This is a genomic window from Pseudomonas sp. HY2-MNA-CIBAN-0224 (assembly GCF_040310285.1).
GTDB classification, from domain to species: domain Bacteria; phylum Pseudomonadota; class Gammaproteobacteria; order Pseudomonadales; family Pseudomonadaceae; genus Aquipseudomonas; species Aquipseudomonas helleri.
Genome location: NZ_JBEOPQ010000015.1, coordinates 22,056 through 46,905, shown reverse-complemented (window position 1 = coordinate 46,905; position 24,850 = coordinate 22,056). Strand labels below are relative to the sequence as shown.

General features: G+C 58.8%; 21 protein-coding genes. 12 read left to right on the top strand and 9 right to left on the bottom strand.

All coding sequences use genetic code 11. The features are described 5' to 3' along the window. The first annotated feature begins 151 nt into the window (after positions 1–151). The 6 genes from AAEZ03_RS09910 to AAEZ03_RS09885 all read left to right on the top strand — a co-directional run bounded on the left by AAEZ03_RS09910 (position 152) and on the right by AAEZ03_RS09885 (position 6,084). Positions 152–1,243, top strand: a complete 1,092-nt coding sequence (locus AAEZ03_RS09910; RefSeq protein WP_278937695.1) for a 3-deoxy-7-phosphoheptulonate synthase — start codon at positions 152–154, stop codon at positions 1,241–1,243. 276 nt (positions 1,244–1,519) lie between these two features. Further along, positions 1,520–2,401 (top strand): esterase/lipase family protein, encoded by an 882-nt coding sequence (locus tag AAEZ03_RS09905; RefSeq protein WP_153374629.1) that lies wholly within the window; start codon positions 1,520–1,522, stop codon positions 2,399–2,401. Positions 2,402–2,497: 96 nt separating this feature from the next. Further along, positions 2,498–2,779: a peptidylprolyl isomerase gene (locus tag AAEZ03_RS09900; RefSeq protein WP_048370005.1), complete on the top strand. Its 282-nt coding sequence runs from the start codon at positions 2,498–2,500 to the stop codon at positions 2,777–2,779. A gap of 123 nt (positions 2,780–2,902) precedes the next feature. Further along, entirely contained in the window at positions 2,903–3,673 is a 771-nt protein-coding gene (locus AAEZ03_RS09895; RefSeq protein ID WP_082148725.1) for a 3-hydroxybutyrate dehydrogenase, read from the top strand. Positions 3,674–3,822: 149 nt separating this feature from the next. Continuing rightward, positions 3,823–4,929 (top strand): enoyl-CoA hydratase/isomerase family protein, encoded by a 1,107-nt coding sequence (locus tag AAEZ03_RS09890; RefSeq protein WP_350578141.1) that lies wholly within the window; start codon positions 3,823–3,825, stop codon positions 4,927–4,929. Between the two features lie 3 nt (positions 4,930–4,932). Then, positions 4,933–6,084 (top strand): acyl-CoA dehydrogenase family protein, encoded by a 1,152-nt coding sequence (locus AAEZ03_RS09885; protein WP_350578138.1) that lies wholly within the window; start codon positions 4,933–4,935, stop codon positions 6,082–6,084. Positions 6,085–6,179: 95 nt separating this feature from the next. On the opposite strand, the gene AAEZ03_RS09880 is transcribed toward AAEZ03_RS09885, so the two are convergent. The 5 genes from AAEZ03_RS09880 to AAEZ03_RS09860 are packed head-to-tail and all read right to left on the bottom strand — an operon-like array spanning position 6,180 to position 11,758. Next, a complete protein-coding gene (locus AAEZ03_RS09880; RefSeq protein ID WP_262123067.1) occupies positions 6,180–6,953 on the bottom strand; it encodes an enoyl-CoA hydratase in 774 nt (257 codons plus the stop codon). A 16-nt stretch (positions 6,954–6,969) separates the two neighbouring features. Then, complete coding sequence (locus AAEZ03_RS09875) at positions 6,970–8,097, bottom strand: acyl-CoA dehydrogenase (RefSeq protein ID WP_123748858.1); 1,128 nt, start codon at positions 8,095–8,097, stop codon at positions 6,970–6,972. Between the two features lie 8 nt (positions 8,098–8,105). After that, complete coding sequence (locus tag AAEZ03_RS09870) at positions 8,106–9,299, bottom strand: acetyl-CoA C-acyltransferase (RefSeq protein WP_350578135.1); 1,194 nt, start codon at positions 9,297–9,299, stop codon at positions 8,106–8,108. Positions 9,300–9,309: 10 nt separating this feature from the next. Beyond that, complete coding sequence (locus AAEZ03_RS09865; RefSeq protein ID WP_350578132.1) at positions 9,310–10,071, bottom strand: SDR family NAD(P)-dependent oxidoreductase; 762 nt, start codon at positions 10,069–10,071, stop codon at positions 9,310–9,312. Between the two features lie 22 nt (positions 10,072–10,093). Next, the gene (locus AAEZ03_RS09860; protein WP_350578129.1) at positions 10,094–11,758 is read right to left on the bottom strand and encodes an AMP-binding protein; all 1,665 of its coding nucleotides are present in this window, start codon (positions 11,756–11,758) and stop codon (positions 10,094–10,096) included. Between the two features lie 649 nt (positions 11,759–12,407). On the opposite strand from AAEZ03_RS09860, the gene AAEZ03_RS09855 reads away from it, so the two are divergent. Beyond that, entirely contained in the window at positions 12,408–12,737 is a 330-nt protein-coding gene (locus AAEZ03_RS09855) for a hypothetical protein (RefSeq protein ID WP_048369992.1), read from the top strand. Positions 12,738–12,789: 52 nt separating this feature from the next. On the opposite strand, the gene AAEZ03_RS09850 is transcribed toward AAEZ03_RS09855, so the two are convergent. Next, positions 12,790–13,296 carry a hypothetical protein gene (locus tag AAEZ03_RS09850; protein ID WP_278939557.1) on the bottom strand — a complete coding sequence of 169 codons (507 nt, stop codon included), beginning with the start codon at positions 13,294–13,296 and terminating at the stop codon, positions 12,790–12,792. A gap of 337 nt (positions 13,297–13,633) precedes the next feature. Further along, on the bottom strand, positions 13,634–14,338 hold the full coding sequence (locus AAEZ03_RS09845; protein WP_350578124.1) for a YoaK family protein: 705 nt from the start codon (positions 14,336–14,338) through the stop codon (positions 13,634–13,636). Between the two features lie 354 nt (positions 14,339–14,692). On the opposite strand from AAEZ03_RS09845, the gene AAEZ03_RS09840 reads away from it, so the two are divergent. Continuing rightward, positions 14,693–14,917, top strand: a complete 225-nt coding sequence (locus tag AAEZ03_RS09840; protein ID WP_048391386.1) for a YgdI/YgdR family lipoprotein — start codon at positions 14,693–14,695, stop codon at positions 14,915–14,917. A gap of 4 nt (positions 14,918–14,921) precedes the next feature. Here AAEZ03_RS09840 and AAEZ03_RS09835 read toward each other — a convergent pair whose 3' ends face one another. Beyond that, a complete protein-coding gene (locus AAEZ03_RS09835; protein ID WP_350578120.1) occupies positions 14,922–15,935 on the bottom strand; it encodes an AraC family transcriptional regulator in 1,014 nt (337 codons plus the stop codon). A gap of 70 nt (positions 15,936–16,005) precedes the next feature. Further along, a complete protein-coding gene (locus tag AAEZ03_RS09830; protein ID WP_350578117.1) occupies positions 16,006–17,361 on the bottom strand; it encodes an MATE family efflux transporter in 1,356 nt (451 codons plus the stop codon). Positions 17,362–17,546: 185 nt separating this feature from the next. Here AAEZ03_RS09830 and AAEZ03_RS09825 point away from each other — a divergent pair, with 185 nt between their 5' ends. From AAEZ03_RS09825 to AAEZ03_RS09810, 4 genes are all read left to right on the top strand, one after another. Further along, positions 17,547–18,230: a response regulator transcription factor gene (locus AAEZ03_RS09825; protein ID WP_048369980.1), complete on the top strand. Its 684-nt coding sequence runs from the start codon at positions 17,547–17,549 to the stop codon at positions 18,228–18,230. After that, the gene (locus AAEZ03_RS09820) at positions 18,208–19,596 is read left to right on the top strand and encodes a sensor histidine kinase (protein ID WP_048369979.1); all 1,389 of its coding nucleotides are present in this window, start codon (positions 18,208–18,210) and stop codon (positions 19,594–19,596) included. Before AAEZ03_RS09825 ends, AAEZ03_RS09820 begins: the two co-directional genes overlap by 23 nt. A 201-nt stretch (positions 19,597–19,797) precedes the next feature. Further along, complete coding sequence (locus AAEZ03_RS09815; protein ID WP_350578114.1) at positions 19,798–21,609, top strand: ABC transporter ATP-binding protein; 1,812 nt, start codon at positions 19,798–19,800, stop codon at positions 21,607–21,609. Positions 21,610–22,164: 555 nt separating this feature from the next. Next, positions 22,165–24,846, top strand: a complete 2,682-nt coding sequence (locus AAEZ03_RS09810) for a TonB-dependent receptor (protein WP_502947919.1) — start codon at positions 22,165–22,167, stop codon at positions 24,844–24,846. Positions 24,847–24,850 lie beyond the last annotated feature (4 nt).

Below are 24,850 nucleotides of genomic sequence, written 5' to 3'. Positions count from 1 at the left end.
TTATCAGCCGCCGTTCGGGACAGCCTGCCGCCTCCGAACGGACCCACATCGGTGGCACGCATGAACTCACAGCCAGTCTGGCCAATTGTCGAACACCCCAGTAGGGCTGAGCGCGCGGGAAAGCCCGCCGCCTGCCCAGGAAGCACACACCATGAACGCATCTGTATCTGCTCTGCCAAACACCGCTCACACCGACACCAAAGCTGCCCTGACCCAGCGCCTGCCCAGCGCCTCACAGCTCAAACAGCAGTTGCCACTGGGCGCAGAACTCAGCCAGTTGGTGAGTCAGCAGCGCCAAGCCATCCGCGCCATCCTCAATGGCGAAGACTCCCGCCTGTTAGTAGTCGTTGGCCCTTGCTCCCTTCACGATCCGGTCTCGGCACTGGAATACGCCAGCCAACTGGCCGCCCTGTCTCGCGACCTGAGCGAAGACCTGTTGCTGGTGATGCGTGCCTACGTCGAAAAACCCCGCACCACCATCGGCTGGAAAGGCCTGGCCTACGACCCGCATCTGGACGGCAGCGACGACATGGCCCACGGCCTGACTCTGTCGCGCGAGCTGATGATTGAAATGCTGCGCATGGGCTTGCCCGTATCTACCGAACTGCTGCAACCCATGGCGGCCGGCTACTTAGATGACGTGCTGGGTTGGGCGGCGATTGGTGCGCGCACCACCGAATCCCAAATCCACCGCGAAATGGCCAGCGGCCTGGACCTGCCTGTAGGCTTCAAAAACGGTACTGACGGCGGCGTAGGCATCGCGTGCGACGCCATGCGTTCATCCGCCCACGGCCACCGCCACTTCGGTGTCGACAGCCAAGGGCATCCGGCCATCATCATGACCTCCGGCAACCCGGACACCCACTTGGTCTTGCGCGGCGGCCACAGCGGCCCGAACTACGACCGCAGCAGCGTGGCCAAGGCCCGCGCCGGTCTAGAAAAAAACGCCATCCCTGCGCGCCTGATGGTTGACTGCAGCCACGCCAACAGCGGCAAAGACCCTCTGCGCCAGCCGCACGTGTTCAAAGACGTATTGGCGCAACGCCTGGAAGGTGATCACTCGCTGATTGGCGTGATGCTCGAAAGCCATCTTTTCGAGGGTTGCCAAGCGCTGGGCAACGACCTGCGCTACGGCGTCTCTGTGACTGACGGCTGCCTGGGATGGGAAGCCACCGAGCAGTTACTGCGCGATGCGGCAAGCCAACTGCAACTGCAACGCCGTGCGCTGCTGGCCGCCAGCTAAAAATCGTCCTGCCTGACTGAATGCGCACCGCTGGGCACTGCCCACGGTTGCGCGAAGTCGATCCCGTCTGACAGGCAAGCCGACAGATGCCGTCTGAAACACTCCCGACTTTAAACGATTACCGCCCTCGCGCACCTGGAATCATCCAGCGCCCGCTCTGCCTGTAGGCCCACAGCCTGGCGCGGCCGACGGTAATACCCTGCAACCCAATCTGCCCGCTTCATGTTGTCGACTAAGGTGTTTTTATGACCTCAAAACACTCTCTGGAGAAACAACATGCACCGCACCCCCAGCACTCGCTACCCCCTTTTATTGGTCCATGGACTGTTCGGCTTTGAACGGATCGGGCCACTGCATTACTTCAACGGCATCAAAGAAGCGCTGCACGATTCAGGCGCCCACGTATTCACGGCCTCCGTGTCCGCCGCCCACAACAACGAAACCCGTGGCGAACAATTGCTCGCGCACATCCATGACCTGCGCCAGCAAACGGGCGCCAAGCGGGTCAATTTGATCGGGCACAGCCAGGGCGCCCTCACCGCACGCTATGCCGCTGCTGTCGACCCTGAATCGGTGGCCTCGGTGACCTCCGTCAGCGGCCCCAATCACGGCTCCGAGCTTGCCGACCGCCTGCGCCTGGCCTTCACCCCCGGCCAATTGCCAGAGACTGCGGCGGCAGCCCTGATCACCGCCTTCAGCACCTTCATGTCGATACTCAGCGGCAAACCCAAACTGCCCCAGCATTCACTTGAAGCCCTCAATGCCCTGACCTCAAAGGGTGTTGCCGACTTCAACAAAAAATACCCGCAAGGCCTGCCAGCAACGTGGGGCGGTATGGGGGCAGCGCAGGTCAACGACGTGTTCTATTACTCCTGGAGCGGCATTATCAAAGGCTCGTTGCTCTCGGAATCTATGAACCTGTTTGATCCCATGCACAACGCCTGCCGCGTGTTTTCTAGCTTCTTTACCCGTGAAAGCAAAGCCAATGACGGCCTGGTTGGCCGCTTCAGCTCGCACCTGGGCACGGTCATTCAATCGGATTATGAGATGGACCACCTGGACACCATCAATCAAATGGCCGGCATGACTCGCCGCAAGGCCAACCCCGTGGCGCTGTATATCGAGCATGCGCAACGCTTGAAGAACCAGGGCCTTTGAGGCTGAACGCCGGATCATCAGCCCATGGGAACTTTGCCGAGAAAAAAGCCACTGAATCCGGTAGGCTCACCACTTTCTTGAAAGGAGTAACTCCCCATGGCCAAAGCCACTGCCCGTCACATCCTGGTTTCCAGCGAAGCCAAGTGCAACGAACTGAAAGCACAAATCGAAGGCGGCGCTGATTTCGCCGAAGTTGCAAAGGCCAACTCCTCTTGCCCGTCCAGCCGTCAAGGCGGCGACCTGGGTTCGTTCGGTCCAGGCCAGATGGTTAAAGAATTCGACACCGTGGTCTTCAGCGCGCCAATCAACGTGGTGCAAGGCCCGGTTAAAACCCAGTTCGGTTACCACCTGCTGGAAGTCACCAGCCGCCAGGACTAATCCCCCCAGGCTCTGCGTGAAAGCGGCCCACCTTTAGGTGGGCCGTTTCGTATCCGCAGTCGCGAAACGCGTGCTAAGTTTCCTCATCGATGAAATCACCGTGTCTCACCTGAGGAATTGATCATGAGCCTGAAAGGTAAAACCGCCTTGGTTACCGGTTCCACCAGCGGTATTGGTCTGGGTATCGCGCAAAGCCTGGCCAAGGCTGGCGCCGACCTGATACTCAACGGTTTTGGCGACGCCAGCAAAGTCATTGCCGAACTGCAACAGTTTGGCGGCAAGGTGGGGCATCACCCGGCCGATGTCAGCGACCCTGCGCAAATCGCCGACATGATCCACTACGCCGAACGCGAATTCGGCGGCATCGACATTCTGGTCAACAACGCGGGCATTCAGCACGTGTCCAGCGTCGAAGAGTTCCCGGTCGAGCGGTGGGACTCGATCATCGCGATCAACCTGTCCTCGGTGTTTCACAGTACCCGCCTCACCCTGCCCGGCATGCGCAAGCGCGGCTGGGGCCGCATCGTCAATATCGCCTCGGTTCATGGCCTGGTCGGCTCGGTCGGCAAAGCCGCCTATGTGGCTGCCAAGCACGGGGTCATCGGCCTGACCAAAGTGGTCGGCCTTGAAACCGCCACCAGCAATATCACCTGCAACGCCATCTGCCCCGGCTGGGTGCTCACGCCGCTGGTACAAAAGCAAATCGACCAGCGCATCAGCCAAGGGATCGACCCGTACCAGGCCCAGCATGACCTGCTGGCCGAGAAACAACCGTCACTTGAGTTCGTCACCCCGCCGCAACTCGGCGAGTTGGTGCTGTTTTTGTGCAGTGAAGCCGGCAGCCAAGTGCGCGGCGCAGCCTGGAATGTCGACGGCGGCTGGTTGGCGCAATAGTGGGCGCGCAATCCTGCTTGTTAGCCATGCAAAAATGCATGCCAAGCCTGCACGCATCCGGGTTGTCATCAGCAAATTTGCACTGTTAGCATCGACCATCGTTCGCCCGCGAACACATTCTAAAAATAAAGCACAGCAGGGAGTTAGTGATGACTGCTCAGGTTTCATCCTCGCCGACACAGGATGTCGAGCCGACCCAAAGCACGGTACTTGCCGAGGTCCGCAACCATATTGGCCACCTGACCCTCAACCGCCCCAGCGGCCTCAACGCCCTCGACCTGCCTATGGTCCGTAGCCTGCAACAGCAGCTCGATGCCTGGGCAGGCGATGCCAACATCAAGGCCGTGGTATTGCGCGGCGCGGGCGAAAAAGCCTTTTGTGCGGGCGGCGACATTCGCTCGCTGTACGACAGCTACAAACGCAAAGACACCCTGCACACCGTGTTCTTCGAAGAGGAATACGCCCTTGACCGCACGCTGCACCACTACCCAAAACCGCTGCTCGCGTTGCTCGATGGTTACGTTTTGGGCGGCGGTATGGGGCTGGCACAAGGCTGCGATCTGCGCCTGATCACCGAACGCAGCCGTCTGGCCATGCCCGAAGTGGCCATTGGTTACTTCCCTGACGTCGGCGGCAGCTACTTCCTGACTCGCACCCCCGGCCAGATCGGCACCTACCTGGGCGTCAGCGGCGTGCAAATCCGCGCCAGCGATGCGTTGTATTGCGGGCTGGCCGACTGGTACACCGACAGCAGCAAACTGCCTGAACTGGATCAAAGCCTCGACCACCTCCAGTGGCGCCAATCGCCTCTTGAAGACCTCAAGGCGCTGCTCGCCACCTTTGCCGTGCAAACGTTGCCCGACGCGCCGCTGGCCAACTTGCGGCCCTTGATTGATGAAGTGTTTGCCCACAACAGCGTGCCCGAGATCGTCGCTCACCTGCGCGCCGTGACTGCACCGCAACACCGCGAATGGGCCACCGAGACCGCCAACCTGCTGGAAACCCGTTCACCGCTGGGCATGGCCGTCACCCTCGAAATGCTCCGCCACGGCCGTCAACTGACCCTTGAACAATGCTTCGAGCTGGAATTGCACCTGGACCGCCAGTGGTTTGATCGCGGCGACCTGATCGAAGGCGTGCGCGCACTGATTATCGACAAGGACAAGACCCCGCACTGGAACCCGCCGACCTTGAGCGAACTGGACCCCAAGCACGTCGCCAGCTTCTTCACCGACTTCAAAAAGAGCGAGGTGTAAGCCATGCAAGACCTCGAACTGACTGAAGAACAAGTGATGATCCGTGACATGGCGCGTGATTTTGCCCGTGGTGAAATTGCCCCCCACGCACAAGCCTGGGAAAAAGCAGGCTGGATCGACGACGCGCTGGTATCAAAAATGGGCGAGCTGGGCCTGCTCGGTATGGTCGTCCCCGAGGAGTGGGGCGGCACATATGTCGACTACGTCGCTTACGCGCTGGCCGTCGAAGAGATCTCGGCCGGTGATGGTGCGACGGGTGCGCTGATGAGCATCCACAACTCGGTAGGCTGCGGGCCGATTCTAAAATACGGCAGCGAAGCGCAAAAACACACTTGGCTGGCCGACTTGGCGAGCGGCCAGGCCATCGGCTGTTTCTGCCTGACAGAACCGCAAGCGGGCTCCGAGGCGCACAACTTGCGTACCCGCGCCGAACTGCGCGATGGCCAATGGGTCATCAACGGGGCCAAGCAATTTGTCAGCAACGGCAAGCGCGCCAAACTGGCCATTGTGTTTGCCGTGACTGATCCGGAACTGGGCAAAAAAGGCATCTCGGCCTTTCTTGTGCCCACCGAAACACCGGGTTTTATCGTCGATCGTACCGAACACAAAATGGGCATTCGCGCGTCAGACACCTGCGCTGTCACCCTCAATAACTGCAGCGTGCCCGAAGCCAATCTGCTGGGCGAACGCGGCAAAGGGCTGGCCATCGCCCTGTCCAACCTGGAAGGCGGACGCATCGGTATTGCCGCCCAGGCGCTGGGCATTGCACGGGCAGCTTTTGAAGCAGCGCTGGGCTACGCCCGTGATCGCGTCCAGTTCGATAAAGCGATTATCGAGCACCAAAGCGTGGCCAACATGCTGGCCGACATGCAAACCCGCCTGAACGCCGCCCGCCTGTTGATCCTGCACGCCGCGCGCCTGCGCAGCGCTGGCAAACCGTGTTTGTCAGAAGCCTCGCAAGCCAAACTGTTCGCGTCGGAAATAGCCGAGTTCGTCTGCTCCAAAGCCCTCCAGATTCATGGCGGTTATGGCTACCTGGAAGACTACCCGGTGGAGCGTTATTACCGAGACGCGCGGATCACCCAGATCTACGAAGGCTCGAGCGAGATCCAACGCATGGTGATTGCCCGCGAGCTGAAGAACTACCTGATCTGACCCCGCAAACGTGTAGGAGCCAGCTCGCCTCGCGATCTTTTAAACATCAAAAGATCGCGAGACGAGCTCGCTCCTACAGTGGGTTGCGCAGACGCTTAGCTGTTCTTGAACTGCGCTTCGCGCTTGCCGACGAACGCCGCCATGCCCTCTTTCTGGTCATGGGTGGCGAACAGCGAGTGGAAAACCCGCCGCTCAAAACGCACGCCTTCGGTCAGGTTAACTTCAAACGCACGGTTAACGCTTTCCTTGGTCAGCATCAGCACCGGCAGGGATTTTTTGGCAATGGTCGCGGCCACTTTCAGGGCTTCATCCAGCAACTCATCCACCGGGATTACCCGCGCCACCAGGCCCGAACGCTCGGCCTCATTTGCATCCATCAAACGCCCGCTCAGGCACATTTCCATGGCCTTGGCCTTGCCTACCGCGCGGGTCAGGCGCTGGGTGCCGCCCATGCCCGGCAATACGCCGAGGTTGATTTCCGGCTGGCCAAATTTGGCATTGTCACCGGCCAGAATAAAGTCGCACATCATCGCCAACTCACAGCCGCCGCCCAAGGCAAAACCGGCCACCGCCGCAATGATCGGCTTGCGTCGGGTCGATACCCGGTCGCTGTCCGAGAACAGGTCTTCAAGGTAGATCTGCGGGTAGGTCAACTCCGCCATTTCCTTGATATCGGCCCCGGCAGCAAAAGCTTTTTTCGAGCCGGTGATCACGATGCAGCCAATGTTGTTATCCGCTTCCAGGCCGTCCAGAGCGTGATTCACTTCGCTTACCAACTGCGCGTTGAGCGCATTCAACGCCTGCGGCCGGTTCAGCGTGATCAGGCCCACTTGCCCGTGAATGTCCAACAAAATGGTTTCGTAGCTCATCGTTAACGTCCTCAATTCAAAGATTGCGCGAAATGACCATGCGCTGAATATCGCTGGTGCCTTCGTAGATCTGGCACACCCGCACATCGCGATAGATCCGCTCCAGCGGGAAGTCGTTCAAATAGCCATAACCTCCCAAGGTTTGCAACGCCTTGGAGCACACCCGTTCGGCCATCTCCGAGGCGAACAGCTTGGCCTGCGACGCTTCGACCAGCGCCGATTGGCCGCTGTCGCGCAGGGCCGCCGCGTACTGAACCATTTGCCGGGCGACGGCGATTTCTGTCGACATGTCTGCCAGGCGAAACGCTACTGCCTGATGCTCTACCAGCGGCTGGCCGAAGGTCACTCGCTCACGGGCATAATCACGCGCCGCTTCAAAGGCTGCGCGGGCCATGCCAACCGCCTGCGAAGCAATGCCAATGCGCCCGCCTTCAAGGTTGCTCAAGGCGATTTTGTAGCCCTGCCCTTCTTCGCCCAAGCGATTAGCCACGGGTACTTTAAGGTCGGTAAAAAGGATCTGGCAGGTGTCCGAAGCATGTTGCCCCAGCTTGTCTTCTACCCGCGCCACGCTGTAGCCGGGTGAGTCGGTGGGCACGATAAACGCGCTGATGCCGCGCTTGCCCGCCGACGGATCCGTCACCGCAAACACAATCACCACCCCGGCGTTTTGCCCCGAGGTGATGAACTGTTTGCAGCCATTAAGCACGTAATGATCGCCCTCAAGGCGCGCGCGGGTTTTCAGGTCGCTGGCATCAGAACCGGCTTGCGGCTCAGTCAAGGCAAACGCACCGAGCATGGAACCGCTGGCCAAGGGTATGAGGAACTCGCGCTTTTGCTGCTCGGTGCCGTATTTGAGAATCGGCACGCAGCCCACCGAGTTGTGCACGCTCATGATCGTCGAGCAGGCGCCATCACCGGCGGCGATTTCTTCGAGGGCCATCGCGTAGGCTTGATAGCCCGTGTCGCAACCGCCCCACTCTTCGGGCACTAACATGCCGAAAAAGCCCAGCTCGGCCATTTCGTTGACCGCTTCACGGGGGAAACGATGTTGCTTGTCCCACTCTGGCGCAAAGGGTTTCAAGCGCTCTTGGGCAAACTGCCGGGCCGCTTCGCGAATTTGTAAGTGTTCAGATGTAGGCAGCATAAAACTCCTTAATACAGGCATTCCACGGCAATCGCCGTGGCTTCGCCGCCGCCAATGCAGACAGCTGCAATACCGTGTTTTAACTGTTTCTGGCGCAAGGCCGAGAGCAATGTCACCAGAATCCGTGCGCCCGAAGCGCCGATCGGATGCCCCAGCGCGCAAGCCCCGCCGTAGACGTTGACCTTGTCATGGGGGATGTCCAGCTCGCTCATGGTCACCAGAGTCACCACCGCAAACGCTTCATTGATCTCAAACAGGTCGACCTCGGACAGGTCCCAGCCGGTCTTGTTCAACAACCGCTTGATCGCGCCGATCGGCGCAGTCGGAAAGAGCCCCGGCTCGTCGGCAAACGCCGCATGCCCATGGATCACCGCCAACGGCTTGAGGCCACGTTTCTGCGCGTCGGAGCGGCGCATCAGCACCAACGCCGCCGCACCATCGGAGATCGAACTGGAGTTGGCCGCTGTCACCGTACCGCCCTCACGGAACGCCGGTTTCAACGTCGGGATTTTCGCCAGATTGGCCTTGGGAGGTTGTTCGTCATCGCTGATAAGACGCTGTTCTTTGCCCACCGTGACCTGCACCGGCACGATCTCGGCGCTGAAGCTGCCGTCCTTGATCGCTTGCTGGGCACGTGTCAGCGACGCCACCGCAAAATCATCCTGAGCCTCGCGGCTAAAGCCATGGGCCTGCGCGCAATCTTCAGCAAAGGTGCCCATCAAGCGGCCTCGGTCGTAAGCGTCTTCGAGGCCATCGAGGAACATGTGATCGAGCACCCGACCGTGGCCCATGCGATACCCGCTGCGTGCCCGGCCCAGCAAATACGGCGCGTTGGACATGCTCTCCATACCGCCCGCAACGATCACCTCGGCACTGCCGGCCAGCAGTTGATCATGGGCCAGAATGGCTGCCTGCATACCCGAACCACACATTTTGTTCAGCGTGGTGCAACGCGTGCCCTTTTCCAGCCCGGCGCCCAAAGCGGCTTGACGTGCAGGTGCCTGGCCCAGGCCGGCAGACAGTACGCAGCCAAACAGCACTTCATCAACGCTGCTCGGCGCAATGCCCGCGCGCTCAACCGCCGCACTGATGGCTGCGGCGCCAAGCTGTGGCGAGGTCAAGCCTTTGAAGTCACCCTGAAACCCGCCCATGGGCGTTCGTACCGCGCTGACAATGACAATCGGATCATTGGCTAAAGTCATTTCTCACCTCTTATTTGGCGGCCATGCGCAAGGCACCGTCGAGACGGATAACCTCGCCATTGAGCATGCTGTTTTCAATGATGTGGCGTACCAGCGATGCGTACTCGGCAGGCTTGCCCAAGCGCGGCGGAAACGGCACACCGGCGGCCAGCGAATCTCGGACTTCAGGGGGCATGCCGGCCATCATCGGCGTTTCAAAAATGCCGGGGGCGATGGTCATCACACGGATCCCGAAACGAGCCAGCTCGCGTGCGGCAGGCAAGGTCAGGCTGGCAATGGCGCCTTTGGAAGCGGCATAAGCGGCCTGACCAATCTGCCCGTCAAACGCCGCCACCGACGCGGTGTTGATGATCACTCCGCCTTCGCCGTCAGCATCCGCAGCGGTTTCGGCAATGGCTGCTGCCGCCAGACGCAGCATGTTGAAACTGCCGATCAGGTTGACGTTAATCACTTGGCTGAAGCTCTCCAGCCCATGAGGGCCGTTTTTACCGAGGATTTTTTCACCGCGCACAATACCGGCGCAGTTGACCAGGCCATTGACCCCGCCAAATGCCGCAACGGTGGCCTCCACGGCCGCCTGAGCGGCATCCGCCTGGCTGATATCGGCGACCGTGCTCTGCGCGCCCAGCGTACGCGCCTGGGCGGCCACGGCATCGGCATTCAGATCAACCAGCATCACTTTGGCGCCCGCTTTAATCAGCATTTCTGCCGTTGCGGCACCTAATCCGGACGCACCACCGGTGACGATAAATACCTTGTTTTCAATTTGCATAAGGGTTCCTGACGACTGGATTTCAGGCTGTAACCTTGGCGCTTAGCGCCTGTTCAGCCTTGGCGATTTCTTGATTGCGCAAAATAAAGCGCTGCAACTTGCCGCTCGGGGTCTTCGGCAATTCGCTGACAAATTCAACTTCACGGGGGTAGGCATGCGCCGCCAGCCGCTGGCGCACGTGCAAGCGCAAGGTTTCGGCCAGTTGCGCGTCACCTAGGTATTGAGGGCTCAGCACCACAAACGCTTTGACCACTTCGGTGCGTTCCGGGCAGGGTTTGCCGACGACCGCGGCTTCGACCACTGCCGGGTGTTCGATCAAGGCGCTTTCTACGTCGAACGGGCCGACGCGATAGCCCGAGGTGGTGATCACGTCATCGCTGCGCCCGACAAAGCTGATACTGCCGTCCGGGTTCAACTCCACGGTGTCGCCACTCAAGTAGTAATTGCCGACAAACGCTTTGGTGGTGAAACCTTCATAGCCACCAAACCAGCACATCGGCGACTGGCTGCGATCGACGGCCAGAATCCCCGGCTGCCCCACCGGCAGTTCCTGATGATTGTCATCCAGCACCACAATCCGGTGGCCGGGCGAAGCAAAGCCGGCTGCGCCCATATGCACCGGGTGCTCCAGGCCATGGTGATTGCACAGCACCATGCCGACCTCGGTTTGCCCGTAGTGATCATGAATGGTGACGTTGAGTTCTTCGCCGAACCAGCGAATGACTTCCGGATTAAGCGGCTCACCGGCGCTGCTGACAGCCCGCAACTGGCCTTTGATCTTGCTTGAAAACGCCTCGCCGGCAGCGATCAGCATGCGGTAGGCGGTCGGGGAGCCGGTGAGGTTGGTAATGCCGTATTTCTTGATGACCCGGCAGGTGCTTTCGACGGTAAAAGGCCCGTCGTAGAGCGTGATCGGGTGGCCCATCGACAACGGCCCGGTGATCCCGAAGTAAATCCCGTAGGCCCAGCCTGGATCTGCGAGGTTCCAGAAGGAGTCCTCAGGGCGCAGATCCACCGCATCGCGGGTGTAACTCTGGAATGCGACGATGGCCTTGAGCGGCACCAGCAGCGGCTTGGCCGGGCCGGTAGTACCCGACGTAAACATCAACAGAAACGGGTCTTCCCCACTCAGCAGCACCGGTTCACAGACGGCCGGATAATTGTCCAGCTCAGCCCAGAAACTGAAATCGCCGCGCACCAGCCCCTGCCCTTTGGCGCCAGCCACCGTGACGATGGCCGGGCAGTCGTTGACTTCATCGAGTTTGGGCCGGTTAACCGCGTCTGTGACCACCAGCGCAGCGCCTGAACTGTTAAGACGGTGCTCAATGGCTTTGGGGCCGAAGGCAGTGAACAGCGGTTGATAGATTGCGCCGATGCGCCATGTGGCAAAAACTACTACCAGCAACTCGACATTACGCGGCAACAAGCCCGCGACCTTGTCGCCCTGCTTCACGCCCTGGGCCAGCAAGAAGTTGGCAAAGCGCGCGGCCTTGTCCTGCAAATCGGTGAAGGTATAGGTGGCGCTACTGCCGTCGCGCCCTTCCCAGAACAGTGCAATACGCCCTGGCAAAGCGTGCCGGTCGCAGCACTCAACGCAGGCATTGAGTGCAGACAAATGGCCGTTCAGTGCACCAGCCACCGTCCGTTGGTAGTCAAAGTCATTCATCGCGGTCAGATAGTCGCGCATCAGCAGAATCCCTCGGTCTTTATTGTTGGAGTGGGAACCGTGAAAAGTCCCACTGATAGTCGCCTCGGCAAGGCTCTACAACAATAGTCAAACCGCTCAAGCTGGCTGACTGTTTTGGCCAATCAAAAAACCGCGCCCTCTTTAAGCCTGTAACAGCGGACGCAAGCGCTTGCCGGGGATGACCGGCTTGCTCAAATACGACCCGCCAGTCACATATGTAGTGCTTAAAAATAAACACTACATATTTGTTGACGACACGAATTTCCCATCGCATTATGCAGACGTCTTCCCCACCGGAAGCGCTGGAAAGGGTTGTTGCAAGCATGCTCGACGAGCTGTCGGGCTGTTCCGGGATAGGTACTGCCCACAAGGCAGAATTGATGAAGCTGACCTGGCTTGATCGTCCGAGTTTAAGGCGTGAGAGGCTAGCGAAACGTCCTCAAGAGGCTTGTGGTGATGCGACATGTCGCTCAAGCATCCTGGTTAACGTTGCTCTCCCTCGCTGTAAGCAGCATGTTGTAGTGTTTTATTTCACTACTACATCTGACGGACTCAAGGCCAGATCTGCTTTAGATGGATATTACGTAGCGCTGCATGTGCAGTTGCGCGAATCAATTAGACAGATCAACGAGTGGTCAAGGAGTTAGCTATGAACCTGAATAATCAACCGACTGTTAACGAGCTGGCTCGACTCTTCGCTGCTCAGAAAGACACGCTGAACGACCACATTCTGTGGGTGTGCAATGAAGGCACAGTACGTATTGAACCGGTTGTTGCGTGCAAGGAAGAAACCCAATTCGAGAAAGAGCGCCCACACATGCGAGCTCATCTCAAGATGTACCGTCGTGGCCAAGGCTACGTGGGCAAAAAAGCCGCTGCCGATAAAGAGTTTATTGCACGCGTGCTGCAAACATTGACACTGACCTGGGAAAAAGCTCAAACCGAGCAAGCCCTGGTTAAAGTTAACAGCTACAGCTGATAACGTCCGCCCATAAAAAACCCCGGATAACCTCCGGGGGTTTTTATGGGTATTAAATAGACGGCGTTTTAATACACGTTTCAGTGCCGCGACCACCGGGCCCATAACCCTCCTGGCTACCGCGCATATAGTCGGGCAGATAATAGGATTTATGCAGAGTCGTCGTGTAATGGCCTTGACTGTCCTGATCGTGGGTGATGACGCCAAGCCCCACGCCACGGTCTGTCGGCGCCTCAGCGCTGTCATTGGCAAAGTAGATCGACAATAACTGCCCTTGCGCAGCGGCATACCCCGAGTAAGTAATGGGTACTTGCTCAGTTCCAACATTGAGCGTTAATCGATAAGTGCCAAAACTTTTCTCAAACTGACTGGCCTCTTCATCAAGCGTCAATACAAGATCACCCTTTAAAGGGCCGTCGTGGCTGTCAAATCCCGTGCACTTATAGTGACCGGCAATGTGCAGTGGGTCCGCAGGGAGCGGAGTGGCAACACTGCTGGTTGAAACAACGCAAACAAAGCATGCAGCGATAAACGTTTTTCCTGGCGTAATACTCAGCATGTTGAGTCCCTTGAACAAAATAATAGCAATTGGCCTTTTATTTTTTTAAGCCAATGCATTAAGAACAACGTCGGGCAAACTACACGCTAACTGACAAAGCCACAGCCACGATCTGACAGCAGATTGTTCCAAAGTTTTGCGAGATATACGGGATGTACTTTTATTTAATTAAGTCTGAATTTTTCACGGTGTAGCATCGCAGCCTACAAGAACGCCCCCCTACCCCCTGTAGGAGCGAGCTTGCCTCGCGATCTTTTGATCTTGGCCACGAAGCCTTTACGGCTGCTGCGCAACCGGACGTTGCCTCGCAAGGCTCGTCAACTGCTACAAAAACGCGCTACCGCGGCATGTAATCGCGCTGCCAACTACGCGGGATTTTTAGCGATACCAGCCCCAGGAACGCCGCCAACCCCGCACTGAACAACAGGGCCCGGATGCCGAATTGCGACTCCAGCGCAGCCCCCGCGACGGCACCGGCCAACATGCCCGTCCACGGCACCACCTGCAAATGCCAGTTGGGCCGCCGCTCACCCAGTATCCAGCGCCCCAGGCTACGACCAAACCGCGACAACGCACCCGTCACATAAGTCAGCCCTACCTGCAAGCCATTCACCTGCTCGACCGCCGCATTGACCATGCCCATGGCCAGCACCGCCGTCAGCAATATCGTCACTTGAGACTGCAACGGCAACAAAGCCGCCGTGCACAGCAAGGCCGAAATCAGCAACATCAAAGGCAACGCACGGCGGCCGCCCCAGCGTGCAAAAACCACCCCCAGCGCATTCCCGGCAACAAACGCCAGTACCGCAAACCCGAGGCGCAAGATCACCTGGGTATCACCTTGCGCTATGCCCACGGCCAGCCGCGTTGTGTTACCGCTCATAAACGAAATGAAATCACCGACCGCCAGAAAACCGATGGCATCGGTCATCCCCGCCAGCACCGACAAACAGGCGACAAACGTCAAACCCACACGGTTACGCAAGGCCCGCACGCGCACAAACGGGGAGGTTTTAGACGTTTCCAATGGCCCACGAGACATCCACTACAGTCCTTTTAGAAATAGGTGCGGGTTAAATATATGCAGTAAAGCGCTTTAAGGAAGCTGCCCACACGAAAATTCCGTTTTAATCGTAGGTCTAAGCGAACCAAGTCTGAAAAAGGCGTCTAATAATCACCACTCTCAAGGAGGAGACGCACGAGCTGCACTGACAGGGAACCGACAGGTAATCATCCAAACCACACGCGTGGCCTTGTATATGATTGCGCTTCAATACCCAACGCAGGGTTGGTATAAAGCGCGCTGAAAAAATCGGTCCTTTTAACAACGCAGAGCCAGACGTAGCGCTCAGCGGGCTCAACACTTAATTCGCAGACAGTTCAAGGTACACGTCGTATGAAGATCAGCATTATCGGTTTGCCAGTGGTCATGGTGGCGGTTTTGGCACTGGCTGGTTGCGCAACCCCCACTGTGGTGACCTTGCAAAACGGCACGCAGTACCTGACCAAAGACATGCCCAACACCAAAAGTACCAGCGGCTTTTATGAGTTCGAGGATATCGCCGGCAAGCACATCAAGGTCAAGGCCGCAGATGTAGCAACCATCAAGGCAAACAAGTAATCCTTCAGCTACCGCTCAAAATCAGACTGCGGTAGTGCCCCGGGTTGGTACCGGACCATTTGCGAAAGGCTTTGTAAAACGAGCTGGTATCGGCAAAGCCCAAACGCAGGGCGATGTCCGCAAAACTGAGGTCCGGTTCAGCCAGCCAACCAATCGCCAACTCTTTACGCACGCCGTCCTTGAGCCCCTGGAAGGTTTGCCCCTCTTCGGCCAGACGTCGGCGCAAAGTAGACGCCGACAGGTGCAGGCTTTGCGCCATATCTTGGGTTTCAGGCCACTGCTCGGCGGGTAGCTGTCGAAGGTCTTGTTTGATCTGGCTCGCCAGGCTTTGCGGATCGCGGTATTTGACCAGGATGTTGGCGGGGGCCTGGGCCAAAAACCGTTGCAACTCTTCGTTACTGCGCTTGATCGGCGCATCCAGGTAATCGGCCGCAAAGATCATCCGTGTGCGCGGCCGATCAAAACGCAGGTTCTCGGAAAACATCACCTCATAGTCGCCGCAGTAATCAGGCTGCGCACAGCGCAACTCAATGGCCAGAATCGGGATCCGCCGCCCCGCCAGCCAACAGGTCACGCCGTGCACGATCATCCAGTAGGCAAAGTAGGTGAAGGCACGGCTGGACTGCCCTTCAGGCTCATGCAAGACGATTTCTGCCACGCTCTGCTGGCGGACCAGGCGCGCCGGCAATCGCTCAAGCATCAGCGACAAAAAACCCAGCACCAGCTCCACGCCCTGCGCGAGGGTGGGCTGGGCCATGGCCGAGCGGCACATAAACTCCAGGCTGCCAGCACGCAGTTTGCGCGGGTCCATGCCGAAAAACTCGTCATCCAGCCGACGCGCCAACAGCCGCCACATGCGTGCATAGGCAATGGCGGGTACGCGCGCGTGCGGCGCGTCGAGCAGCGCCGGGTCAATGCCGACCTTTTGCAGCACTTCGTGCATGGCGCCAGTGGTTGCACAGCTGTGCAACAGCGCTTCGCGCACCAACTGGATAGAGATGGTGTCTTTGTTCAACATTGGCGCCGATCCCAGGCCGATGACAGTCAAGTGTCGGCCATCTTAAGCAGCGCCAGTCAAAAAGCCAGCCCTAGACCAACCGCTGAATCGGTTTATGCCGCCAAACCAGTCGGTAATAAGCGGTCTGCATGATCAGCATCGCGATGTACGTCACCGGAAAGGCCATCCACACGCCCTCCAGCCCAAAGTGTGCGTTGAGCGCATACGCCACCGGCAGTTCAATGCACAGCACGCAAAACACGGTGATGCTCATCGGCACCAGCACCACACCGCTGGCACGCATGATGCCGCCAATGGCCGACTGAAAGCCGAACACCAGAATGCTCCAGAGCATGATGTGCAGCAGGTGCTCGGCACGCATGTGCGCTTGCGCATCAGTGATGAACAACCCCAGCAACCAGTCGGACAACACATACCCCAGCAGGATCAAGGTGCCGGTCAGGCACAGGTTGATCAGCAAACCGGTGCGCAAGATCGGCCCGATACGTTCGACGCGCCCGGCACCGATCGCTTGAGCGCCAAGAATGGACGCGGTAATGGCAATCGACAGGGCCGGAAACTGCACGTAGTTGACGATTTGCGTCACCGCCCCATACGCCGCTGTGGCTTGCGAGCCGTGGCTATTGACCAGCGCCAGAATCACCAGCTCCGACAGCGACAGCACCACCATTTGCAGGCCCGTCGGCAAACCGATGCGCAGCACTTTGGCGAGGATTTCGCGGTTCAGACGCAACGCCAGCCACAACTCGCGATCCGGCGCCATCACGTGGTTTTTATGGCGTAAACGCAACACCAAAAACACCATCGCCAGCACGTTACCAAACAGCCCCGCCACCGCCGCGCTCTGGATGCCCATCTGCGGCAAACCGGCCCAGCCGAGGATCAGCGCCGGGGTCAGCAGCAAGCCCACGGCTGTAGAAACCATCAACGCCAGCAACGGCGACACGGTGTCACTGACCCCGCGCAGCAACTGGGTGAAGAGGATAAACACCAACAGCAACGGCATGATCAGCATCATCACCCGCGCATAGCCAACGGCATCGTCGAGAACGTCAACCGGCGTGCCCAGCGCCTGCATCGCCGGGCGCGCAAAGAGGCTGCCGAGCACAGCCGCCAGCAACCCGACCAACGCGCCCAAGGTCAGCGTGGCACCGGTGATCTGTTTGACCATCGAGGTCTCACGCGCACCCCAGGCCTGACCGATCAACACCGAGGCACCGGCGCCCAGGCCGATAACCAGCGCAATAAAGAAAAACACAATCGGAAACATACCCGAGACCGCTGCCAGCGCCTGGGTACCGAGCAATTGACCCACGTAAATCCCGTTGAGGGTGCCGGAAAAACTTTGCAGAAAATTGGACAGCACCATCGGCGCCAGAAAGATCAGATAGATCTGCCACAACGGCCGTTGCGTGGGGGTTTGCATAACACAGGGTCCTAAATCAAAAACGCTGACGGGTTATACCTCAACGCGACAGTGTACGGGCATCAAACAACCACTCGGCTACCCTATCCTGACGCAGGGCTGAACATGAAGAATTATTAAGAAACGTTTCAGCTTTTTGTGGGCAAAATGTGCTCACTGCTGACAAAGGCCTATCAGGTGACGGTATGACCCGCATTTTGACCATCGAAGATGATGCCGTAACGGCGAAAGAGATCGTGGCTGAATTGAGTAGCCACGGGCTGGAAGTTGACTGGGTCGCCAATGGCCGTGAGGGCCTGGTTCGCGCCGTGAGTGGCGATTATGACCTGATTACCCTGGACCGCATGCTCCCCGAGCTGGACGGCCTGGCGATTGTAACCACGCTGCGCACTATTGGGGTCAGCACGCCGATTCTGATGATCAGCGCCCTCTCCGATGTGGACGAGCGGGTACGTGGTTTACGCGCCGGCGGTGATGACTACCTGACCAAACCCTTTGCCAGCGACGAAATGGCCGCCCGGGTTGAAGTCTTGCTGCGCCGCAAAAGCCCGGTCGACAAGCACGAAACGTCGTTGCGGGTCGCTGACCTAGAGCTCAACCTGATCACCCGAGAGGCCAGCCGCGCCGAGCAGCAACTGAGCCTGCTGCCCACCGAGTACAAGCTGCTGGAATTTTTGATGCGCAATACCGGGCAAATCCTCTCGCGCATGATGATTTTCGAAGAAGTCTGGGGCTATCACTTTGACCCTGGCACCAACCTCATCGACGTGCACATTGGTCGCCTGCGCAAAAAAATCGACCCGCCGGGCCTGGTGCCCCTGATTCGTACCGTTCGAGGCTCGGGTTATGTCATTGCCGAACCCCTCTAAGGGCTGGCGCTCCTCCAGCAGCCGACTGCTGGCGCTGTACAGTTTTTTGTTCGTGGCCTGGAGCTGCATCCTCATGGGGGTGCTGTATTACGAGGTCTCGGACTACCTGGGCAACCTGGCCAAGCATTCGCTGATGCAGCGCCAACACCTGTTTGCCCGCTTTAAAGGCGAGCAACTGGATGACGCGCTCGCCACCAGCATGACGTTCGATCTTCGAACAGTAGATGCTTATGGGCTGTTCGATGCGCAACACCGGCCCATCAGCGGGCCGATCCTGGCCATTCCGCCGGACCTGCCCCTCGATGGCCAGATCCACGAACTGGCCAACTGCATCAACTCTGATGACCCTGACCTGCCGCGCGACAGTTGCGACGCGGTAGCCACCCAAACCCAAGATGGCCGCCTGCTGGTGCTGGTGCGCGATAACGGCTCGTTGTTCGCGGTAACGCGGATCATCTTGCACGCGCTGTTTTGGGGCCTGTCGTTGACCATCATCCCCGGCATTGCGGGCTGGCACCTGCTGCGTCGGCGACCGTTGCAACGCATTCGGGCCATTCAGGCCAGTGCCGAGGCGATTGTCTCCGGCGACCTGACCTACCGTTTGCCGCTGTCCAACCGGCGTGACGAACTGGACATGCTGGCCGCCATCGTCAACGCCATGCTCGACCGCATTGAGCGGCTGATGCACGAAGTCAAAGGCGTGTGCGACAACATCGCCCACGACCTGCGCACCCCGCTCACCCGCCTGCGCGCGCAGTTGTACCGGATCCAGCAGCAAGCGGCAGAAGGCTCGCCCGAGGCGCTGCAACTGGACGAAGTAATTGGTGAAACCGACACCCTGATGGCGCGCTTTCGTGGGCTGTTGCGGATTTCTGAACTGGAAGACCACCAACGGCGCTCGGGTTTCCTGCCACTGGACCCGCTGGCCTTGCTGCAGGAGCTGTACGATTTTTACCTGCCACTGGCGGAAGAAGGCCAGGTCACGTTGACTCTGGACACCCCGCCCGCGCTTCCCGGCATGACCGGCGACCGCGCCTTGCTGTTTGAGGCACTGGCCAATCTGTTGAGCAACTCGATCAAATTCACCCCACCGGGCGGCGAAGTGATCTTGCGCGCCGCCAACGAAGACGGCAGCACGCTGATTGAAGTGCTCGACACCGGCCCCGGTATTCCCGAGGCCGAACGTGAGGCGGTGTTCCAACGCTTCTACCGCTGTGACGACAAACACAGTGGCTTTGGCCTGGGCTTGTCCATCGTGGCGGCCATTGTCAATTTGCACGGCTTTAACCTTGAAGTCGGCAGCCGTAAAGGCGGTGGCGCCAGACTGACCCTGCACTGCCGGCAAAGCCTGATCAACGTCGGTTAATCACCACATCCTGTAGCCGCTGCCGCAGGCTGCGATGGGGGCGCAGCCCCCCAAAGGTCCTTCGGCCCTTATCGCAGCCTTCGGCAGCGGCTACAAAGATGTGCGTGGCGAAATTGTCTTTTTCTGTCCTCAGTAACAACTTGGCACATTTCTTTCTTGCGTTTGCGCGCTTGCATTTCTGCGACTACGTAAAGGGAAGTCATGTCTGAGTTTGGTGCTATCACTGTTCCACCTAAACGCCCGGCGGCTTTCGTCTGGCATTACATCCGCCAGAACCCCGGTTGGTATTGGGCTATTGCCTTGCTCCAGGTCGGCGCCGCAATGGCGGCCACCCTCATGCCGTATGCCATCGGCCGCATCACCGGCGCCGTCAGTGAAGGGCTGTGGGACCACACCGATTTGTTCCAGGCCAGCCTCCCGGCACTTGGCCTGTTGTTCGGCCTGGCCGTGGCGCAGATGGTGTTTGCCCGCGGCGCGACCTTCTGCATGATCATGGTGCGCCCGCAACAGAAGGTGCAGATCACCCGCGACCTGTTTGCCTACCTGCAACAGCACTCACCGCGCTATTTTGGCGAACACTTTGCCGGCAGCCTGGCCCAGCGCATCAGTGAAGGCAGCATTGGCCTGCTCGATGCCACGTGGGTGCTGATCGTCGAGATGTTGCCGATTCTGGTGGTGCTGACCACCAGCCTGGTGCTGCTCACCCTCGCCTCGCCCTGGCTCGGTCTGGGCCTGCTGGTGTGGGTCGTGAGTTACTCATTGCTCGCGTACGTGCTGTCACGCAAAGCCCAGGTGCTGGCCAATGACCACGCCAAGACCCGCAGCGTCACCACCGGCAAAATCGTCGACGCAGTGAGCAACCTCAGCAGCATCCGCCTGTTCGCCCGCCAGGATTTCGAACTCGGCTATTTAAGCCGTTACCAGTCCACCGAAAAAAAGGCCGCGCAACGCTCCTTCTTCTACCAGGAAAAAATCCGCCTGCTGCAAGACAGCCTGTCCATTGTGCTACGCGTGGGCCTTGTAGCACTGGCACTTTACCTGTGGCACCTGGACAAGATTGATGTCGGGCAACTGGTGATGGTGGCCACGCTGGGCCTGATGATCGTGGCGCAGTGCAGCTTTTTGAGCATGCAGTTCATGCACTTTTTCGAGTTTGTCGGAAACATCGAAAACAGCATCAACACCCTGCTGCAACCCCACGAAATGCCGGATCGCCAAGACGCCCAACCGGCGCTGATCGATAAAGGTTCGATTCACTTTCGCAATGTGGACTTCAGCTACAACCCCGGCAAACCGATTTTCCGGCACTTCAATCTGGACATCCCCGCCGGGCAGCGGGTCGGGATTGTCGGCCTGTCGGGCTCGGGCAAATCCACCCTGCTCAACCTGTTGTTACGCTCTTATGATCCGCAAGGCGGCACCATCGAAGTTGATGGCCTGAATGTGCTGGGGATGACCCAGCAATCGCTGCACACGCACATCGCCTTGATCCCGCAAGAGCCGGGGCTGTTCCACCGTTCACTACGCGAGAACATTGGTTATGGCGACGTGCAGGCCAGCGACGAACAAATCGCCCAGGCCGCGCAACGGGCCCATGCCCACGAGTTTATTCTGCAAATGCCCGAAGGCTACGACGCCTTGATTGGCGAACGCGGGGTCAAGCTGTCGGGGGGGCAACGCCAGCGCATCGCCATTGCCCGGGCGTTGCTTAAAAACGCGCCGATTCTGGTGCTGGACGAAGCCACCGCCAGCCTCGATTCCGAAACCGAAAGCCTGATCCAGAACAGCCTTGACGACATTATGGCCGACAAGACTGTATTGGTCGTTGCCCATCGTCTGTCCACCCTCGCCCACCTGGACCGCATCGTCGTACTGGATAACGGCTCGATAGTTGAAGATGGCAACCACGCACAACTGCTGGAACAACAAGGACTGTATTACCGTTTATGGCAACACCAGTCGGATGGTTTATTAAGCGATAGTGACCAACCCGAAACCATTACCGAACTTTAAACCCCTCTGTAGGAGCGAGCTTGCCTCGCGATCTTTTAAACATTCAAAAGATCGTGAGGCAAACTCGCTCCTAGCACCATAGAACCTTTAACACTAACGCTATAACCCAATAACTTCACTGTACTCATAGCTGTCAAACAAGTGTTTCAAAGGTGTTCCATTTTTAACAGCAAAGCCACGGCCCGCCTGATTGTCAGACAATGTACACGCTACCCGTTCCTGTTTAAAACCCCGCTCAAAACCCTCTGCATACCCCGCACCGCTTATTTATATAAAAAAATATAAAAAAGTTCACATGACTCACATCAATTAAACGTATTGGCACACCGGTTGCTTTATCAAAGTTAACAAAACTTAACATTGAGCTGTCATGCCTTAGTTAATAGTTCCCGTTGTAACCATGCACTACCAAGGCCGCGTGCGGACGCTGTTTGTCCGCACTGGGGGAGCGGCTTGCTTGAAAAAAGTGATTTGCCAGGGTCGACACAACCCAACCGGAGTCATGAGGGCCCACAAGGCCATTCCAATAAACATCTAAAAAAGTCGGATGGAACCATGCAGAGTAAGCGTTCTGGTTTTAACGTAAAGCCATTGGTTGCAAGCCTGCAACGGCATCGTTGGGTGCCGTTGTACCTGGTCGCTCTGGGGATGAGCGCTGGCCAGCTTCAGGCCGCAGAAACACCTGCGACAGATGAATCAGCTGCACCCACCACACAACTGCAACGCGTCGAGGTCACCGGGTCGGCTATTCGCCGGGTAGACGCCGAAACGGCAGTGCCCATTACCATTCTCAACATCGAACAACTGCGCAATGAAGGGGTCACCACCACGGCGCAAATCCTGCAACGGGTCACCGGCAACCAGTCGACGATCAACGCGGCCAGTTCCGTGGGTTCCTCATCGGGCGGTGCAAGCTTTGCCGACATGCGCGGCATCGGCTCCAATAAAACCTTGGTGCTGCTCAACGGCCGCCGCCTGGGCAACAACGCCATCGATGGCTCTGCCGTCGACATCAACACGATTCCCTTCGCGGCCATTGACCGCGTAGAGATCCTGCGCGACGGCGCCTCGGCGTTGTACGGTACCGACGCGATTGGCGGGGTGATCAACTTCATCACCAAAAAGTCCCTGACTGACGGCACCCTCACCCTCGGCGGCGAAGCCCCCGGCCACAGCGGTGGCGGCAACAGTCACGACCTGAACGCCAGCTGGGGTTACGGCGACCTGGAGCAAGACCGCTTCAACGTGTTTGGCGTGATCGGCTACAACAAGCAGGACAGCTTGAAAGCCACAGATCGTTCGTTCTCGAAAAGTTACGTCCCCGGCCGCGGTCTGGACCAGACCTCGGGCGTCTCCTACCCGGCCAACTACAGCCAGAATGGCGTGACCACCAACCCGCTGTCCGCCAGCAACTGCGACGGTCCCAACCTGGTCGCGCGCCAGGGTGTGTGCCGCTACAACACGCGCACCTACCTGGACCTGTTGCCTGAAACCGAAAAGACCTCCTTCTTCGGCCGCGCCACCGGCAAGATCACCGATGACGACAACGTCAACCTGGAGTACTTCTGGGCGCGCAACAACAACTCGGTGAACATTGCCCCGGCGAACCTGGTCGGCGTCACCCTAGACCCGACATCGCCGTACTTCCCGGGCAATGGCATCACCCCCGGTTCCACCAGCGCGTCTTTTGACCCCAGCCAACCGGTGGGCCTGAACTGGCGCGAAACCGCTGCGGGCGGGCGCTCGACCAAAGACCAGAACACCAGCCAGCGCGTAGTGCTGAGCTTTGACGGCGTGGCCAAGGGCTGGGACTACAACCTCGGCGCGTCGTACAACCAGAACCAGGTCACCGAAAGCCTCACGGGCGGCTTTGTCAGCGATTCGGCCATGCTCGACGGGATCGCCAATGGCATCATCAACCCGTTCGGCCCGCAAAGCGCAGCCGGCCAGCGCCTGATCGACGCCAGCCAATACCGTGGCCAGTACATCTCTTCGGTAGGGCGCGTGTCGGGCATCGATGGCCGTGCCAGCCGCGAAGTCGGCGACTGGTTCGGCGCAGGCCCGGCCGGGCTGGCCATCGGTGGCGAGTATCGCCACGAGGCTTACCAGCAGAGCTACGCAGCCTTCGCAGACGACCTGGCCAGCCTCGGTGTCGACCCTAACGCCCGCGTCTCGGCAGACCGCAACGTGAAGGCGGTGTACACCGAACTGAACGTACCGGTGCTGGACACCCTGGAACTGTCGGCCGCCGTGCGTCACGACAAATACAGCGACTTTGGCAGCACCACCAACCCGAAATACTCGTTCCGCTACCAGCCCCTCAAAGAGCTGGTGGTGCGCGGCGCGTACAGCGAAGGCTTCCGCGAGCCCTCGCTGTATGAGCTGTACAACCCCGAATACCTGACCTACACCCAGGGCTTCTACAACGACCCTAAACTGTGCACCAACGGCACCGTGCAACCGGGCGGCGATGCGGGCCGCGATTGCGGTCAGCAGTTCCACCGTCGCACTGGCGGCAACACCAACCTGTCGCCAGAAACCGCGCGCAACCTGACCCTGGGCTTTGTCTACCAGCCGGTTCGTGACCTGTCGGTTGGCCTGGATTTCTGGTGGATTCACATCGCCAACCAGATTGCCGAGTTCCCGGAATCAACGGTATTTGACGATCCAAATGCCTATGCCGATCGTTACATCCGCAACCCCGATGGCTCGATCAATTACGTGCAAACCGGCAACGCCAACTTGGGTGCGGTTAAAACCAGTGGTATCGATGTCAGCGCCGACTACAAATTCCCTAACACGCCTTACGGTCAATTTGGCCTGGGCCTGCAAGGGACCTACGTCACTCGCTACGACTACCAGACCACCATTGGCGGCAACTACACCGACAACGTGGGTGACTTCCAGGGTGTCGGCGTAGTCGCGCGTTGGAAACACGTGTTGAGCGGCACCTGGAACCTGGGGCCTTACCGTGGCTCGCTGGTCAACCGCTTCACCAGCGCCTACAACGACTTCGACCCAAGCACCCACAGCCGCGTGGCCTCGTACACCTTGTGGGATATTTCGGCCGGTTACACCTTCGACAAAACCGTCGATCTGGATGTGGGCGTGAAAAACCTGTTTGACCGCGACCCGCCGTTCACCAACCAGGCCTATAACTTCCAGAGCGGTTACGATCCACGCTACACCGACCCACTGGGCCGTACCTTCTTCGCCCGTGCGACTTACCACTTCTGATTCG